We start from the raw sequence: 22,576 nt of genomic DNA on the forward strand, positions 1-22,576 counted from the left end.
CGAGGTGAGATCGACCATGTCCCGCCCAGAACGTCCCCGCCGCGCCGCCTTCCGCGTCTTCCGCCCGCTGCAGACGCGCTGGATGGACAACGACGTCTACGGCCACGTCAACAACGTGGTCTATTACAGCTATTTCGACACGGCGGTGAACGGCTGGTACGTCGACGAGGGCCTGCTCGAGATCGCCGCGAGCCCGGCCATCGGGCTCGTGGTGGAGACGTCCTGCGCCTATTTCGAGAGCGTCGCCTTTCCCGACGCGCTCGAGGCGGGCATCGCCGTCGCGCGGCTCGGGACGAGCTCGGTGACCTACGCCATCGGCATCTTCAAGGCCGGCGCGGACGAGGCGGCGGCGGCGGGGCGGTTCACCCACGTCTTCGTCGCGCGCGAGAGCCAGCGCCCGACGCCGATCCCGCCCGACACCCGCGCGGCGCTCGAGCGGCTCAGGGGCGCGCCGGCCTCGCCTTCAGCGTGACCAGGGCGACCCCGATCAGGATGACGACGCCGCCCGCGGCCTCGCGCAGGCCGATCGTCTCGTTCAGCACGAGCCAGCCGAGACCGGCGGCGAAGACGGGCTGGAGATAGCCCACCATCGAGGCGCGGGTCGGGCCGGCCGCGCGCAGGAGCCGCATGAACAGGAAGATCGGCGCGGCGGTGGCGACGATCCCGAGCGCGAGGAGCGGCAGCGGCGACTGCGCCGCGGGCGCGAGGCTCGCAGGACCGATGATCACGATCGCCAGGAGCAGGCCCGGGACGGCGCCGAAGACCTGCTGGCCGAAGGCCAGGCGAATCGGCTCGGCCTTCGGGATCGCCCGCACGTAGAGCGCGCCCACGGAATAGCAGAAGGCGGTGGCGACCATGGCCAGCGCGTGCGGCAGGCTCATGCCCTCCAGCCCCGGCAGCGCCGCGGGCCCGATCAGCAGGCCCATCCCCGCGAAGCCGACGAGGACGCCGAGAACGCGCCGCAGGTCGAGACGCTCCTCCGCGTAGAGCCCGTGCGCCATCACCGCGACCATGATCGGCCCGGCGGCCTGGATCATCGCGGCGAGGCCGGCGCCGATCTCGATCAGGGCGTAGGCGGTGAGCGTGTTGGGGACGAGGCTGTTGCAGGCGCCCAGAAACGCCCAGTCGCGCCATTCCCGCCCGCGCGGGACGAGCGAGCGGCGCGTCGCCACGAAGACGAGGCCGAGCGCCACGACGGCGATGCTCGCGCGCACGGCGGCCAGCGCCAGCGGCGCGAGGTCGTCGGTGACGAGCTTGATGAAGAGGAAGCCCGATCCCCAGAAGAGGCCCGCGGCGATCAGGTGGCCGGCGACGAAGCCGAAGGAGGCGGCGCCGGGGGCGACCCGGTCCGGGGCGGCGATGCTCATGCTTCCTCTTGCGCCGGGCCGGCGGGCTTTTCAAGCAGCGGCGGCGCGTGGTCCCCGCCGCCGTCAGAGCAGCGTGTCGATGAGCGTCGCGACAAGGGGCTCGTCCGCCGGCGGCATCGGGTAGTCGCGCAGGGCTCGCGGCGCGACCCACTTCAAGGCGGCGTGCTCCCGCGCCTGGGCGAAGCCCTGCCAGCGCCGGCAGATGTAGAGCGGCATCAGCAGGTGGAAGTCCTCGTAGGCGTGGCTCGCGAAGGTGAGCGGGGCGAGGCAGGGCTCCTGCGTGACGATGCCGAGCTCCTCCTCCAGCTCGCGGATCAAGGCCGCCTCCGGGCGCTCCCCCGGCTCGAGCTTGCCGCCTGGGAATTCCCACAGGCCCGCCAGCGCCTTGCCTTCCGGGCGCTGGGCGATGAGGACGCGGTTGTCCGCATCGACGAGGGCGACGGCGATGACGAGGAGGATCTTCACGGGGCGCGGCTCCGGCTCTGGCTTCGAGGAGGGTGTAGCCGAGGCGCGCGGGCGCGTCACCGCGGCGTCAGCGCGCCGCGCGCCAGGCGGCGAGGTCCGCCGGCCGCACCGCGCCGAGCAGGACGGCCGCCAGCGCGTAGACCGCGCCGCCGGACACGCAAAGGGCCGCGAGCGCGCCGACGGCGCCGAGCGCCTGGTCCAGTCCCGGGCCGTCCAGCGCCACGAGCCAGGCGGCCAGGACGGCGGCGGCGGCGAGAATGCGCGCGAGCCGATCGCCGAGGCGCGCGTCGGGCGCCCAGCCCTCCGCGCGCGCGGCGCCGAGTGCCAGCACGCCGGCCTGCGTCGCGAGCCCCGTCGCGACGCCGAGGCCGAGGCCGAACGGACCGAAGGCGGCGGAGAGGGCCGCGCCGGCGGCGAGGGTCGCCGCGATCCCGGCCCCGGTCGCGAGAAGCCCGGGCCGCGCGCTCTCGCGGGCGAAGCCGCCCTGCAGCAGGATCTTGCCCGCCGCCGCGGCGGGCAGGCCCAGCGCCACGCCCGAGAGGATCGCCGCCGTCGCCGCGACCTCGGCCTCGCCGAACGCCCCGCGCGCGAACAGGGCCCGCACCAGCGTCGCGTCGAGGGCGACCAGCGCCGCGGCGGCGGGGACGGCGAGCAGGAAGGCCGCCTCGAGCGCGCGGTTCTGCGCGGCGGCGGCGGCGCGGAGGTCGGCCGCGCGGACGTGGCCGGCCAGCCGCGGCAGCAGCACCGTCGTCGCGGCCGCGGCGACGAGCCCGAGGGGAAGCTGCACCAGCCGCTCCGCGTAGTAGAGCCGCGCCACCGCGCCCGGCGTGAAGGAGGCGACCTGCGTCGCCGCCAGCAGGATCAGCTCGACGCTTCCGACCGTCACCAGAGCGGGCCCCGCGAGGCGCAGGACGGCGCGCAGCCGCGGTCCGAGCCGCGGGCGCGCCAGCGCGACGCCGCCGGCGCGGCGCACGGCCAGCGCCACGACGGCGAGCTGGACGAGGCCGGCCGCCGTGACGCTCGCGGCGAGCAGGGCCGCGAGCCGCGCGGGATCGTCCACCCGCGCCGGCGCGACCAGCAGGGCCGCGATCAGCACCGCGTTCGTCGCGAGCGGCGCGAGCGCCAGCGCGACGACGCGGCCGCGGGCGGCGAGCACGGCGGAGAGGAGGCCGGCCAGGCCGAGGACGACGACGGCCGGAAGCGCGAGCCGGGTCAGGTCGGCGGCGAGCGCGCGGGTCGCGCCCTCCCCGGCGAGGCCGGCCGCGACGGCGAGGACGAGGAGCCCCGCCCCGATCATGCCGAGCGCCACGATCGCGGCGAGCAGAGCCGCGAGCCCGGCGAGCGCCTCGCCCGCGAGCCGCGCCGCCGCCGCCTCGCCTTCCTCCGCGCGGGTGCGGGCGTAGAGCGGCGCGAAGCCGGCGGTGAGCGCGCCCTCGGCGAGGGTCCGGCGGGCGACGTTGGGGATGCGCAACGCGATCAGGAAGGCGTCCGCCGCCGGTCCCGCCCCGAGCGCCGCCGCGATCAGCACGTCGCGGAGAAAGCCGAGGACCCGCGAGAGGCCCGCCGCGCCGGCGACGGCGAGCGTGGCCGGCAGGGCGGAGGGCCGCACGACCACGTCAGCCCCGCAGATCCGCCACGATGCGCTGCTTGCGATCGAGCGACACCCAGCCCTCGTAGGCCCAGGGGCCGACGAGGAGCGTCGGCGTCGCGTCGAAGCCCATCACGCGCCCGAGACGGACCATGTGGTCGAGGGCCGGCGCGACGCCGGGCAGGGCGGCGGCGCGGCCGATCGCGTCCGGGTCGAGCCCCGTCTCCTCGGCGACCCGGAGCGCCCGCCCACCGTCGACGAGGCCGCGGCTCTCGAACAGGGTCGCGTGGAAGGTGCGGTACGTCTCCGGCCCGGCATGGGCCAGGACGCCGAGGGCGATGGCCGCGGCCTCGCGGGAGGCGTCGGAGAGGATCGGGTAGTTCATGAGCCGCACGCCGACGTTCTCCATGGCGAGCAGCGGCCCGAGATGGGCGGCGGTCGCCCGGCAGACCGGGCAATTGTAGTCGAAGAACTCGAGGAAGACGACGTCCGCGGCCTCGGCTCCCAGCGGAACGGCCGCCGGAAGCGCCAGCGCCTCGGCGGCGAGCTCGCCCGGCACGCGACGGGGCGCCGCTTCCGGGCCCTGCTGCGCCAGGGCGCGCGGCGCGAGGGGAAGCCCGGCGAGCACGGCGGGGACGCCGGCGCAAAGGGCCGCGAGGATCGAACGGCGGGTGAGCATGGGGGACCTCTGCGGCAGCGGGCGGGATCGCTCCCGCCTGCTCCCCGATCGTCGCGAAATTGCGGCGGGCGCGTCAGCCCGCCGCCGCGGCGGGACGCTGGGCGCGCCGGCCGCCCCGCGCGACCCGCGCCGCCTCGTCCTGCTCGCGCATGAACGCCGCGATCCTCGGGGCGACCTGCGAGCGGAAGCGCGAGCCGTTGAAGACGCCGTAATGCCCGACGCGCTCCTGGAGGTGGTAGAGCTTCTTCTCGTCCGGGAGATTGGAGGCGAGCTCGAGAGCCGCCAGCGTCTGGCCGACGCCGGAAATGTCGTCGCGCTCGCCCTCCACCGCCATGATCGCGCAGCGGCGGATGGCGGAGGGGTCGACCCGGCGCTCGCGATGCATCATCTCGCCCTTCGGCAAAGCGTGCTCGACGAAGACGGTCTCGACGGTCTGGAGATAGAACTCCGCCGTCAGGTCCATGACGGCGAGATACTCGTCGTAGAACTCGCGATGCTTCTCGGCCGAATCGCCGTCCTCCTCGACCAGGTGGTTGAACATCTCCCAATGGGCGGAGATGTGCCGGTCGAGATTCATCGCCATGAAGCCGGAGAGCTGATAGAAGCCCGGATACACGTCGCGCCAGAACCCGAGGTTCGGCGGCGGCACCTTGACGATGCAATTGCGCCGGAACCAGTCGACGCCGCGCTCCTGGGCGACGAGGTTCACCGCGGTCGGCGAGCGGCGGGTGTCGATCGGGCCGCCCATCAGCGTCATCGAGCGCGGGATCGCGGGATCGTCCGCCTCCTCCATCAGCGACACGGCGGCGAAGACCGGCACCGCGGGCTGGCACACGGCCATCACGTGCACGTCGGGCCCGAGCGCGCGGCACATGGCGACGACGTAGTCGATGTAGGTGTCGAGGTCGAACTCCCCCTCGACGAGCGGCACCTCGCGCGCGTCGGTCCAGTCCGTGATGTAGACCTCGTGATTCGGCAGGAAGGCCTCGACGGTGCCGCGCAGGAGCGTGGCGTAATGGCCCGACATCGGCGCCACCATCAGCACCTTCGGGTCCGCCGGACGATTCGGGTCGCGGATCTTGCGGTCGAAATGGATCAGGCGGCAGAAGGGCCGCTCCCAAACGACCTGCTCCACGACCGTGGTGGGCGCGCCGTCGACGAGCGTCTCGTCCAGCATGAAGGCCGGCTTGCCGTAGCGCCGCGTCACGCGCTCGAACAGCTCGCAGCCCGCCGCCATCGCCTTGCCGTAGGGCGTGTGCGTCAGCGGGTTGACCGGATTCTTGAACGCGATCCGCGTCGCGTCGGTCGCCGCGCGGGCCGGCGCCAGCATCATGTGCCCGGCTTCGTACCAGAAGTAAGCGAGGTCCATCTTCAGCCCACCTTTCGCGATCGACGCCCGGTTCGCCGGAGGCTCCGCCGAGCGGAGCCGGGTGCTCGGGTCTGGTTCCGAACCTGACCGGTCACAGTAAGGTTCCGCAGTCTCGCGGCAACTTGGCCATTGGTCGAGAGCACTAACACGTAAGCCTGATTAACACGTTTCCAACCGGTGAAACAGAGCGGGCCGCACGCGACGTTCGTCGTCGCGCCTGTTCGAGCCCGTGCGGCGGCCCTAGCTTACGCCGCATGTGCTAGCGTGCGTGCCGTGACCGTGACCGCCATCGAACCCCAACGCCTGACCGGAAGCGCGCGGCGCCTGCGCCTCGATACGCTCGTGCGCCTGCGCTGGCTGGCTGTCATCGGCCAGAGCGCCGCCGTCGCCGGCGTGCATTTCGGGCTCGGCTTCCAGCTGCCCTTCGGGGCGAGCTTCGTGCTGATCGCGGCCTCGGCCTGGCTCAACCTCGCCCTACGGGTACGCTACCCGGCCTCGCACCGCCTGTCCGACAACGCCGCGACCTTCCTGCTCGCCTTCGACATCGCCCAGCTCGCGGCCCTGCTCTTCCTCACCGGCGGCCTGCAGAACCCGTTTTCGCTGCTCTTCCTCGCGCCGGTGCTGATCTCGGCCACCGCGCTCACGCCCACGCGGACGCTGGCGCTGGGGCTCCTCGTCGTCGCCTGCGCCACGGCGCTCGCCCTGTTCCACCTGCCGCTCCCCTGGCGGGCGGGCGAGGAGCTGAGCCTGCCGTTCCTCTACGTGCTCGGCGTGTGGGCGGCGATCCTGCTGGGCACCGGCTTCACCGGCATCTACGCCTGGCGCGTGGCCGAGGAGGCGCGCCAGCTGGCCCAGGCGCTCGCCGCCACCGAGCTGGTGCTCGCCCGCGAGCAGCACATCTCGCAGATCGACGGCCTCGCGGCGGCGGCCGCGCACGAGCTCGGCACGCCGCTCGCCACCATCACCCTCGTCGCCAAGGAGCTCTCCAAGCGCCTCGCCGGCAACGACGAGCTCGCCGAGGACGTCACCCTCCTGCGCGAGCAGGTGGAGCGCTGCCGCGGCATCCTCGGGCAGCTCACCTCGCGCGGCGAGGAGCAGGACGGCGAGTTCCTCGAGCGAATCACCCTGATGCACCTCGTCGAGGAGCTGGTCGACCCGATGCGCGGCATCGGCATCGGCATCCGCGTCCTGCGCAACGGCGAGGGCCCGCCGCCGCGCGTGCGCCGCAACGCCGGCCTGGTCTACGGGCTCACCAACCTCCTCGACAACGCGGTGGACTTCGCCGAGGACGAGGTGGCGGTCGAGGCCGGCTGGGACGAGCGCTCGGTCTGGATCGAGATCCGCGACGACGGCCCGGGCTTTCCGGCGGACGTGCTGCTGCGGCTCGGCGAGCCCTACGTCACCACCCGCGGCCACGACAAGCGCGGCCCCGAGGAGGGCGCGGCCGGGCACGGGCTCGGGGTCTTCATCGCGAAGACGCTGATCGAGCGGACCGGCGCGCAGCTCACCCTCACGAACGGTCCGGCGCCGCAGGTCGGCGCGATCGCGCGGGTGGACTGGTCGCGCGCCGACTTCGAGTCGGGAGCCTGACGAATACTCGGTCAAGCATAACGCGATCACGACCGCGTGAGCGGGCCGCATGCGGTGGATAAGCGCAGGGAGCACCCTACATTACCTGTCGACACCCCAACACGCGGCGACGCGACCGCACAGGCGGGCAGGTCCGGCTCGCCCACGAAGGAGACCGAGGACGATGGTCGAAGCGCAAAGCCCGGAGGTTCTCACCGAGGTCACGGGGGATCGCAGCCTCCTGATCGTCGACGACGACCGCCCCTTCTCCACCCGGCTCGCCCGGGCGATGGAGCAACGCGGCTACGAGGTCCGCGTAGCGGAGAGCGTATCCGACGGCATCGCCGCCGTCGACGGCGCGCCGCCCGCCTTCGCGGTGATCGACATGCGGCTCAACGACGGCAACGGGCTCGACGTCATCACCCGCCTGAAGGAGAAGCGCCCGGATGCCCGCGGCGTGGTGCTCACCGGATACGGCAACATCGCAACCGCCGTGACGGCGGTGAAGCTCGGCGCGTTCGACTATCTCGCCAAGCCGGCCGACGCCGACGAGATCGACGCGGCGCTCCAGGCCAGGCCGGGCGCCCGCGCCGAGCCGCCGGAGAACCCGATGTCCGCCGACCGCGTGCGCTGGGAGCACATCCAGCGCGTCTACGAGCTGTGCGGCCGGAACGTCTCCGAGACGGCGCGCCGCCTCAACATGCACCGCCGCACGCTCCAGCGCATCCTGGCCAAGCGCGCTCCGCGCTGACGCACGGGCCGGCGTCTCGCCATCGCGCGGTTTTCCCGCTACGTCGGCGGGACGATCGCCGCGAGGAGACGCCGCGCCATGCTCGACCTGACCGACCGAATCGCCCTCGTCACCGGCTGCGGCTCGCGGGCCGACGGCTCGAAGGGCGAGGGCTGGGGCAACGGCCAAGCCGTCGCCACCCTGCTCGCGCGCCGCGGCGCCCATGTCGTCGGCTGCGACCGCGATCCCGAGGCGGCCGAGGTCACCCGCCGTATCGTCGACGCCGAGGGCGGCTCCATCGAGGTCCATGCCTGCGACGTCACCGACAAGGCCGCCGTCGACGCGCTCGTCGCCGACGTGCTGACCCGTCACGGCCGCATCGACGTGCTCGTCAACAATGTCGGCCGCTCCGAGCCCGGCGGCCCCGTCGAGATGGACGAGGCGACCTGGGACGCGCAGATGGACGTCAACCTCAAGAGCGCCTACCTGTGCTGCAAGGCGGTGCTGCCGGCCATGGAGCGCCAGGGCAAGGGCGCCGTGGTGAGCGTCTCCTCCGTGGCGGGGCTGCGCTACATCGGCAAGCCGCAGGTCGCCTACGCCGCGGCGAAGGCGGCGCTCCTGCAGTTCACCCGCGCCACCGCCGTGCTCTACGCGCCCAAGGGCGTGCGGCTCAACGCGGTGGTGCCGGGGCTGATCGGCACGCCGCTGGTGCGCCGCCTCGCCGACAAGTACGCCGGCGGCGACTACGACGGCTTCGTCGAGACCCGCAACGCGCAGGTCCCCATGGGCTTCATGGGCGACGCCTGGGACGTCGCGCATGCGGTCCTCTACCTCGCCAGCGACGAGGCCCGCTACGTCACCGGGACCGAGATCGTCGTCGACGGCGGCTTCGTCGCGGCGACGCGCTGACGGCGGCTCCCCGAGCCCGGAACGAAGAAGGGCGGCGCCGTCCGGCGCCGCCCTCGATTTTCGTCACGCCTCGCGCGCGGCTCAGCTCGCGGCGCGGGCCTCTTCGAGCCAGGAATTGAACTCGTCGATGTTGTCCTGGATCCACTCCTGGGCGTGGCGCTCGATGTCCTCCATCGAATCCTCGCCGTCGCGCATCAGCAGGTTCTGGGCCGAGACGTCGTTGATCGGGATCTGGGCGAGCTCGAGGAAGCGCGCCGCGGCCGGGTTCTCCTCGGCCCACTCGCGGTTGGCGAGCACCCGGATGTCGTCGACCGCGAAGCCGAGATTCTTGCCGCCGGCGGAGGTGTCCTCGGCTGTGGCGTCCGGGTTGTTGGGCAGGGAGGTGTAGGGCACGTTCAGCCACTCGACGTCCTCGCCCGGCGTCAGCACGCCGGAGACCCACAGCGGCGTCCAGGTGTAGTACAGGATCGGCTCGCCGCGCTCGTGGCGGGCGATGGTGTCCGCGATGAGCGCGAAGTAGCTGCCCTGATTGTGCCGGACCGTCTCGTCGAGACCGTACTCGGGAAGCTGGTGCTCGATCACCAGCTCGCAGCCCCAGCCGGGATTGCAGCCGGTGAGGTCGGCCATGCCGTCGCCGTCTGCGTCGAACAGGGCCGCGACCTCGGGATCCTGCAGCTGCTCGAGGCTGGTGATGCCATGCTCGTCGGCGGTCGCCTTGTCGATCAGGTAGCCCTGCAGCACGTCCTCGATGAACATGCCGAGCTTGACCATGCTGTCCTCGCCGCCGGCGTTCTGGAAGAACTCCTCGTGCAGCAGGTTCCAATGCACGCCGGTGAAGTCGGCGTCGCCCTGGCCGATGGCGACGTGCATCACCGCGTACTCGCCCTCCAGCGGATCCTCGACCGCGTAGCCGAGCTGACGCAGGCCCTCGAAGAGAACCACGTGCTGGAAGATCTCCTCGGCGATGCCGGAGGTCATGGGCTGGACGGTCCTGCCCTCGCCGGGCATGGCGGCGTCCTGCGCCAGGGCGGGGGCGGAAAGCCCGAGCGCGGCGATCAGCGCAACGGCGCTGGCCTTCGTCGTCGTTCTCATGGTGTCTCCTCTCGCTTGTCTCACTGGATCGAGGGCCGGAGCCCTCCCCTGCTGGCGGGCGCATACCGTCGCCGACGGCGCGGCGCGCGCCGCATCGACGCGCGACGGCGCCCGAGAGTGGCCGCCGACGCTTGCGTTCGATCTCGTATGTTCAGCCCTTGCGCTGCGTGGCCGCGGCCGCCGCGCTCGCCGTGCGCCCGGCCGCGAGGCCGCGCACGAGGCCCACGGGCCCGCGCTCGACGAAGCGCCGACCACCGCGCTCGCGCTCGGACGAGGCCAGCGCCTGGGTCATGCGGTCGAGCACGATGGCGAGCACCACGATGCCGATGCCGCCGATGACGGCGAGCCCCATGTCGAGGCGCCCGATGCCGCGCAGCACCATCTGGCCGAGCCCGCCCACCGAGATCATCGAGGCGATCACGACCATCGACAGGGCGAGCATCAGCGACTGGTTGACGCCGGCCATGATCGTCTTCGTCGCGAGCGGCAGCTGCACCTTGAACAGAAGCTGGCTGCCGGAGGCGCCGAAGGCGTTGGCGGCCTCGATCACGTCCTTGGGCACCTGGCGGATGCCGAGATTGGTCAGGCGGATCAGCGGCGGCACGGCGAAGATGATCGTCACGATCACGCCGGGCACGTTGCCGATGCCGAACAGCACCACGATCGGCACCAGGTAGACGAAGGCGGGCGTCGTCTGCATCGTGTCGAGCGCGGGGCGCAGGCCCGTCTCGAAGCGGTCCGAGCGCGCGGCGAGGATGCCGAGCGGCACGCCGATGACCGCGCAGAAGAACACGGCCGTCAGCACCAGCGCGAGCGTCACCATGGACTGCTCGTAGGCGCCGATGATGCCCAGGAAGAACAGCGACAGGGCCGTGCCGATGGCGAGCCGCCCGCCGACCACCTGCCAGGCGATCAGCGCGAGCAGCACGATCATCACGCCGGGCGGCAGGAACAGCAGGATGTCGGTCATGCCGTCGAGCACCCAGTCGATCGGCTGGCGGATCGCCTGGAAGACCGGGCGAGCGCCCGAGACCCAGTCGAAGACGACCTCGACCCAGTCGTCGAAGGGGATCTCGAGGGTCTCGAACGGATAGAGCGGATTGAAGGACATGATCTGCATGGGGTCAGCTCCCCGTCGCCGCGACCGGCTCGGGCGCGGCCTCGCCCGGCGCGCCTTCGGCGGCGGGAGGCGTCGCGCCCGTCTCGGTGGGCAGGTTGTCGAGGGCCTGGAGGAGGGTGGTGCGGGAGATCACGCCGTGGAAGCGCCCGTCGTCGCCGACGACGGGGACCGGGTTCGGCGCGCCGGCGACCACGCCCATCAGCTCGTGCAGCGGCGTCTCGGGCCGCACGGTGGCGGCGTCGGCGAGAAGCGCCTTGTCGAGGGTCGCGTTCTCGGCGCGGGCCTGCTCGAGGCTCGCCACGGAGACCACCCCGGAGAAGCGCCGGCCGCGGCCGATGACGTAGCCGTACTCGCGGTCGAAATCGGTGAGGAGCTTGAGCGCCGCGCGGGCGCCGTGCTCGGGCCGGTCGATGATCGTCACCTGCGTGCGCTTGGCGATGTCGGCGGCGGTGAGCACCTTGGAGATGTCGACGCCGCGGAAGAAGGAGCGGACGTACTCGTTCGCCGGGTTCTTCAGGATCTCGTCGGGCGTGCCGACCTGGACGACGACGCCGCCTTCCATGATGGCGATGCGGTCGCCGATGCGCATGGCTTCGTCGAGATCGTGGCTGATAAAGATGATGGTGCGCTTGTTCTCCTCCTGGAGGCGGATCAGCTCGTCCTGCATCTCGGTCCGGATCAGCGGGTCGAGGGCGGAGAAGGCCTCGTCCATCAGGAGGATCGGCGGGTCGGCGGCGAGCGCGCGGGCGAGGCCGACGCGCTGCTGCATGCCGCCCGAGAGCTCGTCGGGATAGCTCTCGGCGTTGGCGGCGAGCCCCACCTGCTCCAGCGCCACGCGGGCGCGCTCGTGGCGCGCCTCCTTGTCCATGCCGGCGAGATCGAGGCCGAAGGCGACGTTGTCGACGACCTTGAGGTGCGGCAGCAGCGCGAAGGACTGGAACACCATGGAGATGGTGGAGCGGCGCAGCTCGCGCAGGCCGGCGGCGTCCAGCTTGGTGATGTCTCGCCCGTCGACCGTGATCGATCCTGCGGTGGGCTCGATCAGCCGGTTGAACATCCGCACCATCGTGGACTTGCCGGAGCCGGAGAGGCCCATGATCACGAAGATCTCGCCCTCACGGATGCCGAACGACGCGTCGCGCACGCCGACCGTATTGCCCGTGCGCGCGAAGATCTCGTTCTTGTCGAGACCTTGGCGGATCAACGCCAGGCCCTCCTGCGGATCCGGCCCGAAAATCTTGTAGAGGTTCTCGACGACGATCTTCTCGGTCATGCCGCTCCCGATACGCCCTCGGGCGTTGCGTCGATCCCGGATCGACTGAGCTTCGTAAAGGGTTTCGCGATGACGGTGCGCATGAGCACACAGCAACACAAGCGCCTGGATCTGCCGATAGACGCTGCGATCGAACCCGCGTTTCGGCGTCAACCTAGGACAAATGGTCCCGAATGGCAACCGTCACGCTTCGCATTATGAAGCTAGACTATGCGCGCCGTGAGATATACGTCGGCGAGGCCGTCGCGGCCGCGCTGCGTTGAACCGTCGCGCGCGTTTGCGCTTGCGCGCGCACGCGGCCGCGCGCATGAGCATGCGTGGCCCCGCTCGGGCGGGGAATCGGACCTCTCTCCATGCCTTCTCGAAAATTCGGCGCGCAGGCGGCGGCGGCAGAGCCCGCCCCGGTCCGTCCTGCGCGCCTCGCCCCGCCGCCCCGCGCGGCGGACGTGGCGGTGATCGGCGCCGGCGCCGCCGGCATCGCCGCGGCCCGGCGCCTGATGGCGCAGGGCCTCTCGGTCGTCGTGATCGAAGCCCGCGAGCGTGTCGGCGGCCGGGCGCTGACCGCGTCGCTCGGCGGCCAGGCCGTCGACATCGGCGCGCATTGGCTGCATGCCGCCAACGCCAACGGCCTCGTGACGGAGGCGAAGCGGCTGGGCCGCGCCCTGTTCGACGCGCCGCAGGAACCGCGCCTCATCCTCGGCGACCGCGAGGCCGACGGGCGCGAGACGGCGGCCTTCCACGCCGCCTGGAGCGACCTCTTCGCCGCGATCTGCGCCCTCGGCGAGGACGCGGACCTCGTCCCCTGCGCCGCCGCGCTCGATCGGCTCGGGCCGGAGGCCGCACGGTTTCGCGACGCGGTGGCCTTCGCGCACGGTCCCTTCGCCTGCGGCGTCGGGTTGGAGACGATCGGCGCCGCCGATTTCGCCGCCGCGCAGGACGACCTCGACCTCTTCGTCGAAGGCGGCTACGGCGCGCTCGTCGCGACCCTGGCCGACGGCCTGCCCGTCGCGCTCGCAACCCCCGCGACGCGGGTCGACTGGTCCGGCCCGGGCGTCCGCGTCGAGACGCCGCGGGGCGTGCTCGCGGCCCGGGCGCTGGTCGTCACCGTGCCCGCGCCCCTGCTCGCCCGCGGCGACATCGTCTTCGATCCGCCGCTGCCGGCCACGACCCGCGACGCGCTCGGCGCGCTGCGCGCGGCCTCCTACGAGCACGTCGTCCTCGCCTGGCCCGGCGGGCCGCTGCGCGAGGCGGCGAACACGACGGTGGCCTTCGACGGCGATGCGGCCGACAATCTCGGGCTCCTCGCCAACTTCGACGGCGGCGCGATGCACTACGCCGATCTCGGCGGCGCCCTCGTCGGCCGGCTCGGATCGCCGGAGGCCCGGGCCGCCTTCGTGCGCGAGGCGCTGACCGATCGCTTCGGCGGAGCGGCCACGGCCGGCCTGTCCGTGCTGCACGCGAGCCGCTGGGGCGAGGATCCCTGGTCCGGCTGCGCCTGGACCGTCGCGCCGCCGGGCGCCCACGGCGCCCGCGCCGTGCTGCGCGTGCCGATCGGCGCGCGCGTCTTCCTCGCCGGCGAGGCGACCTCCTCGACCCTGTGGGGCACGATCGGCGGCGCCTGGGCCGAGGGCGAGCGCGCCGCGGGGGCGGTGCGGGAGGCGTTGGGGGTCGCGGTGGGGGCGTGAGGCCCCCGGGCTATCTCACAGCATCGACGGCAGCACCCGGTCCGGCGGGCGGTGGCCGTCCATGAAGGTGCGGATGTTGACGATCACCTTCTCGCCCATGTCGACGCGGCCCTCGTAGGTGGCCGAGCCCATGTGCGGCATGAGCACAACCTTGCCCTGCCGGGCGAGCTTGATCAGGCGCGGGTTCACCGCCGGCTCGTGCTCGAACACGTCGAGGCCGGCGCCGGCGATGGAGCCCTGCTCGATGAGCCGCGCCATGGCGTTCTCGTCGATGATCTCGCCGCGGGCGGTGTTGACGATGATCGCCTCGGGCCGCATCAGCCGCAGGTGCCGGGCCGAGAGCAGGTGGTAGGTCGCCGGCGTGTGCGGGCAGTTGACCGAGACGATGTCCATCCGCGCCAGCATCTGGTCGAGCGAATCCCAATAGGTGGCCTCGAGCTCCTCTTCCAGGGCGGCGGGGACGCGGCGGCGGTTGTGGTAGTGGATCGACAGGCCGAAGGCCTTGGCGCGGCGGGCGAGCGCGGTGCCGATGCGGCCCATGCCGATGATGCCCAGCCTCTTGCCGGTGATGCGATGGCCCAGCATCCAGGTCGGCGACCAGCCCTCGAAGCGCTCCTCCGGGATGATCCGCGCGCCCTCCGCGACGCGCCGCGCGACCGCGAGGATCAGCGCCATCGTCATGTCCGCCGTGTCCTCGGTGAGGACGCCCGGCGTGTTGGTGACGGTGATGCCGCGCGAGAGCGCCGCGCCGACGTCGATGTTGTCGACGCCGTTGCCGAAATTGGCGATCAGCTTCAGGTTGGGCCCCGACTGGGCGAGGATCGCGGCGTCGATCTCGTCGGTGATGGTCGGCACCAGCACGTCGGCCTCCTTCACCGCCGCGACGAGGTCCGCCTGGCTCATCGGCGCGTCCTCGAGGTTCAGCCGCGTGTCGAACAATTCGCGCATGCGCGTCTCGACGACGCCTGGCAGCTTGCGGGTCACGACGACGAGGGGCTTCTTGCGCGTGGGCATCGCTGTCCTCAACCGGGGTTCGCGCGGCGCCGTTCACCGGGCCTTAACCCAGATCCGGCTCCGTAGGATGGCCGCAGGGCGCCCCTGCGGAGAACCCTACGGTGCCTGTCTAGCAGAGGCATCGGCAAACACAATCCGACGGGAGTTGGACCTTGTCCACGCGGATCGCCGTCTCTCTCGCGGCTCTCGCCATCGCCGCCTGCGTTCTCGGCCCGGCGTCCACCGCCGCCCTCGCCCAGACCACGATCGGTCCCGAGACCAACCTGCCGCTGCCGCGCTTCGTCTCGCTGAAGACGGACAAGGTGAACATGCGCGCCGGCCCCTCGAAGGACCACGCCACCCGCTGGGTCTACGAGAAGGCCGGCTTGCCGGTGGAGATCATCGCCGAGTTCGACAATTGGCGGCGCATCCGCGATTCGGACGGCGAGGACGGCTGGGTCTGGCACTCGCTCCTGTCGGGCCGGCGCACCGCCCTCGTCTCGCCGTGGGAGCGCGGCGGCGCGCCGCTCGACCTGCGTGCGCGCGATGCGGGCGAGGCGCCCGTGGTGGCGCGGCTCGAGCCGGGCGTCGTCGTGGGGGTCGAGAGCTGCTCGGGCGACTGGTGCCGCGTCGTCGCCGACGGCCCGGGCCGCTCCGAGATCCCGGGCTTCCTGCCGCAGGACCGGCTCTGGGGCGTCTATCCGGGGGAGCGGCTGGAATAGCGGTCCGCGCCCGGCCGCACCCACGAAAAAGGGCCGCTCGCGCGGCCCTTCTCGTTTCAGCTGGCGAAAAGACGTCTCACTCGGCCGCCTCGGCGTCGCCGGAGCCGGGCTCCGGCGCCTTGCGGCGGGTGCGGCGGCGGGGCTTCGCGGCCTCCTCGCCCTCGGCCGTCTCGGCCTCCGCGGCGCGAGGCTTGCGGGTGCGGGTCGCCTTCGGCGCGGGCGCCTCGTCCTCGGCGGCGGGCTGCGCCACCGGGGTCGGACGCGTCACGAAGGCCGGCAGGCTCGCCGCGGCGCTCTCGTCCTCGGCCTCCGGGCGGCGGCGCTCGCGGCGCGGACGCTCGCGACGGCCCTCCTCGCGGACGTCCTGACGGGGCTCCTGACGCGGCTCGCGGCCCTCGACGGGCGGCGGCTCGGCCGCGCGCGGCTGCGGAGCCTCGCCGCGATCGGCGAAGCGGTCGCCTCCCCGGCCGTCCTGCTCGCCGCCTCGGGCATATTGCTCGCGCGGGCCGCCGTCGCGCCGGTCGCGCTGGAAGCGCTCGCGACGATCGTCGCGACGCTCCGGACGATCCTGCCGCTCCTGACGGTCCTGGCGATCGTGACGCTCCTGGCGGTCCGGACGCCCGCCGCGATCGTCGCGACGCGGCTGCTGACCGTCGCCGCGGCCGAAGCTGGGCTGCGGCGCGAGCGAGGGATCGAGATCCTCGAGCCGGTCGGAGCCGGAGCGATAGTCGCCCTCGTCCTCGCCCTCGTCCGATTCGTCATCGTAGCCGCGCTGCGGGAAGCCGTACTGCTGGCGCAGCTGCTCCTGGGCGGCCGCGATGATGCGGTAGTAGTGCTCGGCGTGCTGGAAATAGTTCTCGGCCATCACCGGGTCGCCGCTCGCCAGCGCGTCGCGCGCCAGCTGGCTGTACTTGTCGGCGACGTGCTGGGCGGTGCCGCGCACCTTCACGTCGGGGCCGTTCGACTCGTAGCTCCGCGTGAGCGGATTGGGGCCCTTGTTGCGGCTGCGGCCCCGCATACGCCTGTTCTGGTTCGGTCTCATGGATGATTTACGACCCTTACTGGCCTCTCGTGCAAACGACGTCGCGCGTAAACCGCGCGGACGGGAAAGATCGCCGTCGGCGCGCGCCTCCGTCATCATCCGGGCCGACTCGGCGCCGTGGCGCCGCGCGTCGTCCTCGATGTCGGGTTTCGAGCCCGCCGGACCGTGTGACGCCCCGTCCTGGCGGTCGATCGTATCGCCCCTTCGCCGCGATCCGCACGATTCGGCGTGTTCAGCGCTCTGGGGTCTGTTCGATTGCGGCCGCACCCTAGACGCTTCGGGGCGCGCCGCCAAGCGTTATTTGAGGGCGCCGCACACAAAAACAAGGGTCATGCCGCGCTCTCGGCCGTGAAGGTCACGACCCGCGCAACTCCTGCGAGATCGTGCGCGATCCGCGCCGGGACGAGCCCCTGTCGCTCGCCGATCCGCGCCACGGCGTCGGCCTGCTCGGCCCCGACCTCCAAGGCGAGAACGCCGTCCGCGGCCAGAAGGTCCCCGCCACGCGCGAGGATGGCGCGATAGGCGTCGAGCCCGTCGGCGCCGCCGTCGAGCGCGCGGGCCGGATCGTGAGCGCGCACCTCCTCGGCGAGGCCCGCGATGTCGCCGCGCGGGATGTAGGGCGGATTCGAGACCACGAGGTCGAAGCGCGCGCCGGGCGAGAGCGCCGCCGCCCAGTCGCCGGCGAGGAAGGCCGCGCGGGCGCCGACGCCGTTGGCACGGGCGTTGTCCCGCGCCGTGCGGCAGGCGCCCTCCGCGCGATCGATGCCCACGCCCCGGGCGTTCGGCCGCTCGTGGAGAAGCGCGATCAGCACGCAGCCCGTCCCCGTGCCCAGATCGAGGATCGCCGGGTCGGGCCGCGGCGCCAGGGCGAGCGCCGTCTCGACCAGCGTCTCGGTGTCGGGACGCGGCACCAGGGTCTCGGCGGAGAGCCGGAAGGGCAGCCCCCAGAACTCGGCCTGGCCGAGGATGCGCCAGACCGGCTCGCGCGCGAGCCGGCGCGCGGCGAAGCCCGAGAGCCGCGTCGCCGCCTGCGCGCTCAGAGGCGCCTCGGGCCGCGCGAGGAGGTCGTGCTGGGAAAGGCCGGCGGCCTCGGTCAGGAGAATGCGCGCGTCGAGCGCGGGCTCGTCGAGGCCGGCCTCGGCGAAGGCCCGTCGCAGGGCGGCGAGCGCCTCGCCGCGAGCGGTCCCGGCGGCGATCATTCCTGGTCGGCGGCGAGCAGCGCCGCCTGATGCTCGGCGATCAGCGCGTCGACGAGCTCGTCCAGCGCCTCTCCGGACAAAACCGCGTCGAGCTTGTAGAGGGTCAGGTTGATGCGGTGGTCGGTCACCCGCCCCTGCGGGAAATTGTACGTGCGGATGCGCTCCGAGCGATCGCCGGAGCCGACCTGCGCCTTGCGGTCGGCGGCGCGGGCGGCGTCGGAGCGGGTGCGCTCGAGATCGTAGAGCTTGGCCCGCAGGAGCTGCATGGCGCGCGCCTTGTTCTTGTGCTGCGAGCGCTCCTCCTGCACCACCACCGCGATGCCGGTGGGCTCGTGGGTGATGCGCACCGCCGATTCGGTCTTGTTGACGTGCTGGCCGCCGGCGCCGCCGGAGCGCATCGTGTCGATGCGCAGCGCGCTCTCGTCGAGGTCGAGATCGACGTCCTCCGCCTCGGGCAGCACGGCGACGGTGGCCGCGGAGGTGTGGATGCGCCCGCCGCCTTCCGTCTCCGGCACGCGCTGGACGCGATGCACGCCGCTCTCGAACTTGAGCCTGGCGAACACGCCGCGCCCGGCGATCTCGGCGACGATCTCCTTGAAGCCGCCGACCGCGCCCTCGCTCTGCGACATCACGCTCACGCGCCAGCCGTGGATCTCGGCGTAGCGGGCATACATCCGGAACAGGTCGCCGGCGAAGAGCGCGGCCTCGTCGCCGCCGGTTCCGGCGCGGACCTCGAGGATGGCGCTCTTCTCGTCGGCGGCGTCCTTGGGCAGGAGCATGAGCTGCAGCGCCTTCGCCGCCGCCTCGAGGCGCGCCTGCGCCTCCTCGCGCTCCTCCTCGGCCAGTGCGCGCATCTCCGGGTCGGTGCCGGGATCGCGCATCAGCGCCTCGATCCCGGCGAGGTTGTCGCGCGCCGCGCGCCAGGCCGCGATCGCCGCCACCACCGGGTCGAGCTCGGAGAGCTCGCGCGAGAGCGCGACGACCCGGTCCGCGTCCGGGCCGGACGCGAGCGTGTCGGTGATGATGGCGTGGCGCGCGACGATTGCGTCGAGGCGCTCGGTCGGAGGCGACGGTGTCATGTCAGACCGGGATATCGTGTCGCTCCGCGAACTGCGCCAGGGCGGCGCGCAGGGAGGCGTCCGGCGCGGCCCGGGCGAGCTCGGTCTCGATCAGCTCCGCGACGGCGCCGGCGTCGGTGGCGAGCAGCATGGCCTTCACCGGCCCGATGGCGGCGGGCGACATGGACAGGATGCGATAGCCGAGCCCGATCAGCGCGAGCGCCTCGAGCGGCCGGCTCGCCACCTCGCCGCAGACGGAGACGCGGCAGGAGGCGTCGGCCGCCGAGGTCACGATGCTCCTGAGCGCGCGCAGCGCGTTGACGCTCAGCGGATCGTAGCGGTTCGCCACCTGACGGTTCTCGCGATCGGCGGCGAAGAGGAACTGCAGCAGGTCGTTCGAGCCCACCGAGACGAAATCCGCCTCCCGGCAGATCTCCGCGATCTCGAAGAGAAGCGAGGGCACCTCGATCATGACGCCGAGCTCGGTCCGGGTCGGCAGGTCGTGGCCGTGGCGCTCGAGATAGGCGATCTCGCGCCGCACGATGTCGCGGGCGCGGACGAACTCGTCCACCGTCGCCACCATCGGGAACATGATCGCGCAGGCGCGCCCGGCGCTCGCCTTGAGCAGCGCCCGCACCTGGCTGCGCAGGAGCCCCGGCCGGTCGAGCCCGATGCGGATCGCCCGCCAGCCCAGCGCCGGGTTCTCCTCCTCGATCTGCGACATGTAGGGCAGGATTTTGTCCCCCCCGATGTCGAGCGTGCGGAAGGCGATGGGCATGTCGTCGCCGATCTGGTCGAGGACGGCGCGATAGAGCTTCTGCTGCTCGGCGGTGGACGGCATGCGCTCGGCCACCATGAACTGGATCTCGGTGCGGAACAGGCCGACGCCCTTGGCGCCGGTCTCCTCGAGATGGGGCAGGTCGACCAGGAGGCCGGCATTGAGCTGCAGGTCGATGGCCGCGCCGTCCTTGGTGACGCAGGGCACGTCGCGCAGGGCGCGGTACTGCTCCTGGCGCTTGGCCCGAAGCCGCGCCTTCTCGGCATAGGCCGACTCGACGTCGGGCCGCGGGCGCACCTGGATCTCGCCGGCGACGCCGTCGACGATGATGGCGTCCCCCGGCTCCACCAGCGAGGTGACGTTCTCGACCTCGCCCACGGCGGGCAGGCCCAGCGCCCGGGCGACGATGGCGACGTGGCTCGTCGGCCCGCCTTCCTCCAGCACCACGCCGCGCAGGCGCGCGCGGTCGTAGTCGAGGAGCGCGGCCGGGCCCATCGAGCGGGCGACGATGATGGCGTTGTCCGGCAGCTGCGAGGCGGCGGCGACGAAATCGCGCCCGACGAGCTGGTGCAGCAGGCGATTGGCGAGGTCGTCGAGGTCGTGCAGGCGCTCGCGCAGATACGGGTCGGTCTGGCGCAGCAGCCGCGCGCGGGTGTCGGACTGGACACGCTCCACGGCGGCCTCGGCGGTGAGGCCCGTGAGCACGGCCTCGCGCATGCGGCGCAGCCAGCCCTGGTCGTGCGCGAACATGCGCACGGTCTCCAAAACCTCCCGGTGCTCGCCGCCGTCGCCGCCGACGTCGCCGCGCTCGATCAGCGCGTCGATCGAGGCGCGCACGGCCTTGATCGCGGTCTCGAGCCGCTCGACCTCGCCCTCGGGGTTCTCGGCGATGAGGTTCTTCACGACGACGCGCGGCTCGTGCAGCACGACGTGGCCGAGCCCGACACCCTCCGCCAGCGAGACGCCCTGCAGGTACAGCGGCCGGCGCAGCGCGATGTCGGCGCCTGGCTGGGCCAGCGCCTGCAATTCGCCCGAGGCGACCATCTCCGCCAGCACCATGGCGGTGGTCTGGGCCGCCTCGATCTCCTCCTCGGTGTAGGTGCGCATCGTGCGGTTCTGCACGACGAGGACGCCGAGCGTGTTGCCCGCGCGCAGGATCGGCACGCCGAGGAAGCCGTGATAGATCTCCTCGCCCGTCTCCGGCTTGTAGGAGAAGGCGGGATGCGTCTGCGCGTCGGAGAGGGCCAGCGGCTCCGCCTCGCGCGCGATGAGGCCGACGAGGCCCTCCCCCGCCCGCATCGTCGTCAGGTGGACGGCGGAGCGGTTGAGGCCCTCGGTGGCGTAGAGCTCGAGGGTCTGGTCGGCGCGCAGGACATAGACCGAGCACACCTCGGCCACCATGTTGGCCGCGATCAGAACCACGATCTTGTCGAGCCGGTCCTGCGTGCTGATCGGCTCCGCCATGATCTCGCGGAGCTTGCGGAGCAGAACGCGCGGACCGCCGGGAGCACTCCTCATCGGCAGGGCCACATCTCCTTCGGCGGCCGGGCGCGCGGCCCGGCGGGGTCGATGCGCGCGCGATCGGCGCGCGCCGCGTTCGTCGCGTCCGTCCTCAGGCCGCGTCCAACCCGTATAGCGAGTGGAGCGTGCGCACGGCAAGCTCGGTGTAGGCCGCGTCGATCAGCATGGAGAACTTGATCTCGGAGGTGGTGATGGCGCGGATGTTGATGCCCTTCTCGGCGAAGGCCTTGAAGGCCTTGGCGGCGACGCCGGCATGGCTGCGCATGCCCACCCCGATGGCGGAGACCTTCACCACGTCGGTGGCGCCCGCGAGCGACTCGTAGCCGATCGCCGGTTGGCGTTCCTCGAGCAGGGACCTCGCGCGGGCGTAGTCGCCGGCCGGGACGGTGAAGGTGATGTCCGTCGTGGTCTGGTCGCGGGAGACGACCTGGATGATCATGTCGACGTTGATGCCGGCCTCGGCCAGGGGCACGAAGATGGCGGCGGCGACGCCCGGCGTGTCCGCCACACGCCGCAGCGTGATCTGGGCCTCGTCCTTGGAATAGGCGATGCCGGTGACGGTCTGCTGTTCCACGATGTCCTCCTCGTCACAGATCAGCGTGCCGGGCTTGGGGTCTGCGGGGTCGTCGAAGCTGGAGCGCACGTAGGTCTTCACGCCGTAGAGCATGGCGAGCTCGACGGAGCGCACCTGCAGCACCTTGGCGCCGAGGCTCGCCATCTCGAGCATCTCCTCGTAGGAGACCTTGTCGAGGCGCCGCGCCTTCGGGACGATGCGCGGATCGGTGGTGTAGACGCCGTCCACGTCGGTGTAGATGTCGCAGCGCTCCGCGTCGAGCGCCGCGGCGAGCGCCACCGCGCTCGTGTCCGAGCCGCCGCGGCCGAGCGTCGCGATCCGCCCCGTCGGGGCGTGCACGCCCTGGAAGCCGGCCACCACCGCGACCTCGCCGCGCTCGGCGAAATGGGAGAGGATCTTCGACCCGTCGATGCGCTCGATCCGCGCCGCGCCGTGCGCGCCGGAGGCCTCGATGGGGATCTGCCAGCCCTGCCAGGAGCGGGCCGGGACGCCCATGGATTGCAGGACGATGGCGAGGAGCCCCGACGTCACCTGCTCGCCGGAGGCGACCACGGCGTCGTACTCGCGGGCGTCGTGGATGGCGGAGGCCTCGCGGCACCAGCCGACGAGCTCGTTGGTCTTGCCGGCCATGGCCGAGACCACCACGGCGACGTCGTAGCCCGCCTTCACCTCCCGCTCGACATGCCGCGCCACGTTGCGGATCCGCTCCAGATCCGCAACCGAGGTGCCGCCGAACTTCATCACCAACCGGGGCATGGGGCCTCGCCTCGCTGTCCGCACCGCGCGCGCCCCGGGCGGGCCGCAGGGGGGCGTCGCGCGCGAGGCGCCCCTCCCATGACGCCG

General features: G+C 72.5%; 20 protein-coding genes. 6 read left to right on the forward strand and 14 right to left on the reverse strand.

The window, feature by feature from the left end:
* The first annotated feature begins 16 nt into the window (after positions 1-16).
* Entirely contained in the window at positions 17-472 is a 456-nt protein-coding gene (locus ABL310_RS24315; RefSeq protein ID WP_349369568.1) for a thioesterase family protein, read from the forward strand.
* Here ABL310_RS24315 and ABL310_RS24320 read toward each other — a convergent pair.
* The 5 genes from ABL310_RS24320 to ABL310_RS24340 form a co-directional block, all read right to left on the reverse strand.
* Complete coding sequence (locus tag ABL310_RS24320) at positions 441-1,367, reverse strand: DMT family transporter (RefSeq protein WP_349369569.1); 927 nt, start codon at positions 1,365-1,367, stop codon at positions 441-443. The two genes, ABL310_RS24315 and ABL310_RS24320, sit on opposite strands and share 32 nt — an antisense overlap.
* Positions 1,368-1,430: 63 nt before the next feature.
* Entirely contained in the window at positions 1,431-1,832 is a 402-nt protein-coding gene (locus ABL310_RS24325) for a (deoxy)nucleoside triphosphate pyrophosphohydrolase (protein WP_349369570.1), read from the reverse strand.
* A 67-nt stretch (positions 1,833-1,899) separates the two neighbouring features.
* Positions 1,900-3,447 (reverse strand): murein biosynthesis integral membrane protein MurJ, encoded by a 1,548-nt coding sequence (gene murJ, locus ABL310_RS24330; protein WP_349369571.1) that lies wholly within the window; start codon positions 3,445-3,447, stop codon positions 1,900-1,902.
* Between the two features lies 1 nt (position 3,448).
* Positions 3,449-4,099 carry a thioredoxin domain-containing protein gene (locus tag ABL310_RS24335; protein WP_349369572.1) on the reverse strand — a complete coding sequence of 217 codons (651 nt, stop codon included), beginning with the start codon at positions 4,097-4,099 and terminating at the stop codon, positions 3,449-3,451.
* Between the two features lie 73 nt (positions 4,100-4,172).
* Positions 4,173-5,468, reverse strand: a complete 1,296-nt coding sequence (locus tag ABL310_RS24340) for a polyhydroxyalkanoate depolymerase (protein WP_349369573.1) — start codon at positions 5,466-5,468, stop codon at positions 4,173-4,175.
* 279 nt (positions 5,469-5,747) lie between these two features.
* On the opposite strand from ABL310_RS24340, the gene ABL310_RS24345 reads away from it, so the two are divergent.
* The 3 genes from ABL310_RS24345 to ABL310_RS24355 all read left to right on the forward strand — a co-directional run bounded on the left by ABL310_RS24345 (position 5,748) and on the right by ABL310_RS24355 (position 8,676).
* Complete coding sequence (locus tag ABL310_RS24345; RefSeq protein WP_349369574.1) at positions 5,748-7,058, forward strand: ActS/PrrB/RegB family redox-sensitive histidine kinase; 1,311 nt, start codon at positions 5,748-5,750, stop codon at positions 7,056-7,058.
* A gap of 163 nt (positions 7,059-7,221) precedes the next feature.
* Positions 7,222-7,788 carry an ActR/PrrA/RegA family redox response regulator transcription factor gene (locus tag ABL310_RS24350; RefSeq protein ID WP_349369575.1) on the forward strand — a complete coding sequence of 189 codons (567 nt, stop codon included), beginning with the start codon at positions 7,222-7,224 and terminating at the stop codon, positions 7,786-7,788.
* Between the two features lie 78 nt (positions 7,789-7,866).
* On the forward strand, positions 7,867-8,676 hold the full coding sequence (locus tag ABL310_RS24355; RefSeq protein ID WP_349369576.1) for an SDR family NAD(P)-dependent oxidoreductase: 810 nt from the start codon (positions 7,867-7,869) through the stop codon (positions 8,674-8,676).
* Positions 8,677-8,757: 81 nt separating this feature from the next.
* Here the strand turns inward: ABL310_RS24355 and proX are convergent, their stop codons facing one another.
* The 3 genes from proX to proV form a co-directional block, all read right to left on the reverse strand.
* Positions 8,758-9,768, reverse strand: coding sequence for a glycine betaine/L-proline ABC transporter substrate-binding protein ProX (proX, locus tag ABL310_RS24360; protein ID WP_349369577.1), 1,011 nt, complete (start codon positions 9,766-9,768; stop codon positions 8,758-8,760).
* Between the two features lie 151 nt (positions 9,769-9,919).
* Positions 9,920-10,888 carry a glycine betaine/L-proline ABC transporter permease ProW gene (proW, locus tag ABL310_RS24365; protein WP_349369578.1) on the reverse strand — a complete coding sequence of 323 codons (969 nt, stop codon included), beginning with the start codon at positions 10,886-10,888 and terminating at the stop codon, positions 9,920-9,922.
* A 4-nt stretch (positions 10,889-10,892) separates the two neighbouring features.
* Positions 10,893-12,173, reverse strand: a complete 1,281-nt coding sequence (gene proV, locus ABL310_RS24370) for a glycine betaine/L-proline ABC transporter ATP-binding protein ProV (RefSeq protein ID WP_374730418.1) — start codon at positions 12,171-12,173, stop codon at positions 10,893-10,895.
* Positions 12,174-12,514: 341 nt separating this feature from the next.
* Between proV and ABL310_RS24375 the strand changes: the two genes are divergently transcribed.
* On the forward strand, positions 12,515-13,846 hold the full coding sequence (locus ABL310_RS24375; protein ID WP_349369580.1) for an NAD(P)/FAD-dependent oxidoreductase: 1,332 nt from the start codon (positions 12,515-12,517) through the stop codon (positions 13,844-13,846).
* A gap of 15 nt (positions 13,847-13,861) precedes the next feature.
* On the opposite strand, the gene ABL310_RS24380 is transcribed toward ABL310_RS24375, so the two are convergent.
* Entirely contained in the window at positions 13,862-14,860 is a 999-nt protein-coding gene (locus tag ABL310_RS24380) for a D-glycerate dehydrogenase (protein ID WP_349369581.1), read from the reverse strand.
* Positions 14,861-15,012: 152 nt separating this feature from the next.
* Between ABL310_RS24380 and ABL310_RS24385 the strand changes: the two genes are divergently transcribed.
* On the forward strand, positions 15,013-15,561 hold the full coding sequence (locus tag ABL310_RS24385; protein WP_349369582.1) for an SH3 domain-containing protein: 549 nt from the start codon (positions 15,013-15,015) through the stop codon (positions 15,559-15,561).
* Between the two features lie 76 nt (positions 15,562-15,637).
* On the opposite strand, the gene ABL310_RS24390 is transcribed toward ABL310_RS24385, so the two are convergent.
* The 5 genes from ABL310_RS24390 to ABL310_RS24410 form a co-directional block, all read right to left on the reverse strand.
* Entirely contained in the window at positions 15,638-16,579 is a 942-nt protein-coding gene (locus tag ABL310_RS24390; protein WP_349369583.1) for a DUF4167 domain-containing protein, read from the reverse strand.
* Between the two features lie 353 nt (positions 16,580-16,932).
* On the reverse strand, positions 16,933-17,802 hold the full coding sequence (gene prmC / locus ABL310_RS24395) for a peptide chain release factor N(5)-glutamine methyltransferase (protein WP_349369584.1): 870 nt from the start codon (positions 17,800-17,802) through the stop codon (positions 16,933-16,935).
* Complete coding sequence (gene prfA / locus ABL310_RS24400) at positions 17,799-18,881, reverse strand: peptide chain release factor 1 (protein ID WP_349369585.1); 1,083 nt, start codon at positions 18,879-18,881, stop codon at positions 17,799-17,801. Before prfA ends, prmC begins: the two co-directional genes overlap by 4 nt.
* A 1-nt stretch (position 18,882) precedes the next feature.
* Complete coding sequence (gene ptsP, locus ABL310_RS24405) at positions 18,883-21,156, reverse strand: phosphoenolpyruvate--protein phosphotransferase (protein WP_349369586.1); 2,274 nt, start codon at positions 21,154-21,156, stop codon at positions 18,883-18,885.
* 94 nt (positions 21,157-21,250) lie between these two features.
* Complete coding sequence (locus ABL310_RS24410) at positions 21,251-22,489, reverse strand: aspartate kinase (protein WP_349369587.1); 1,239 nt, start codon at positions 22,487-22,489, stop codon at positions 21,251-21,253.
* Positions 22,490-22,576 lie beyond the last annotated feature (87 nt).

The sequence above is a fragment of the Salinarimonas sp. genome, assembly GCF_040111675.1.
GTDB lineage: Bacteria > Pseudomonadota > Alphaproteobacteria > Rhizobiales > Beijerinckiaceae > Salinarimonas.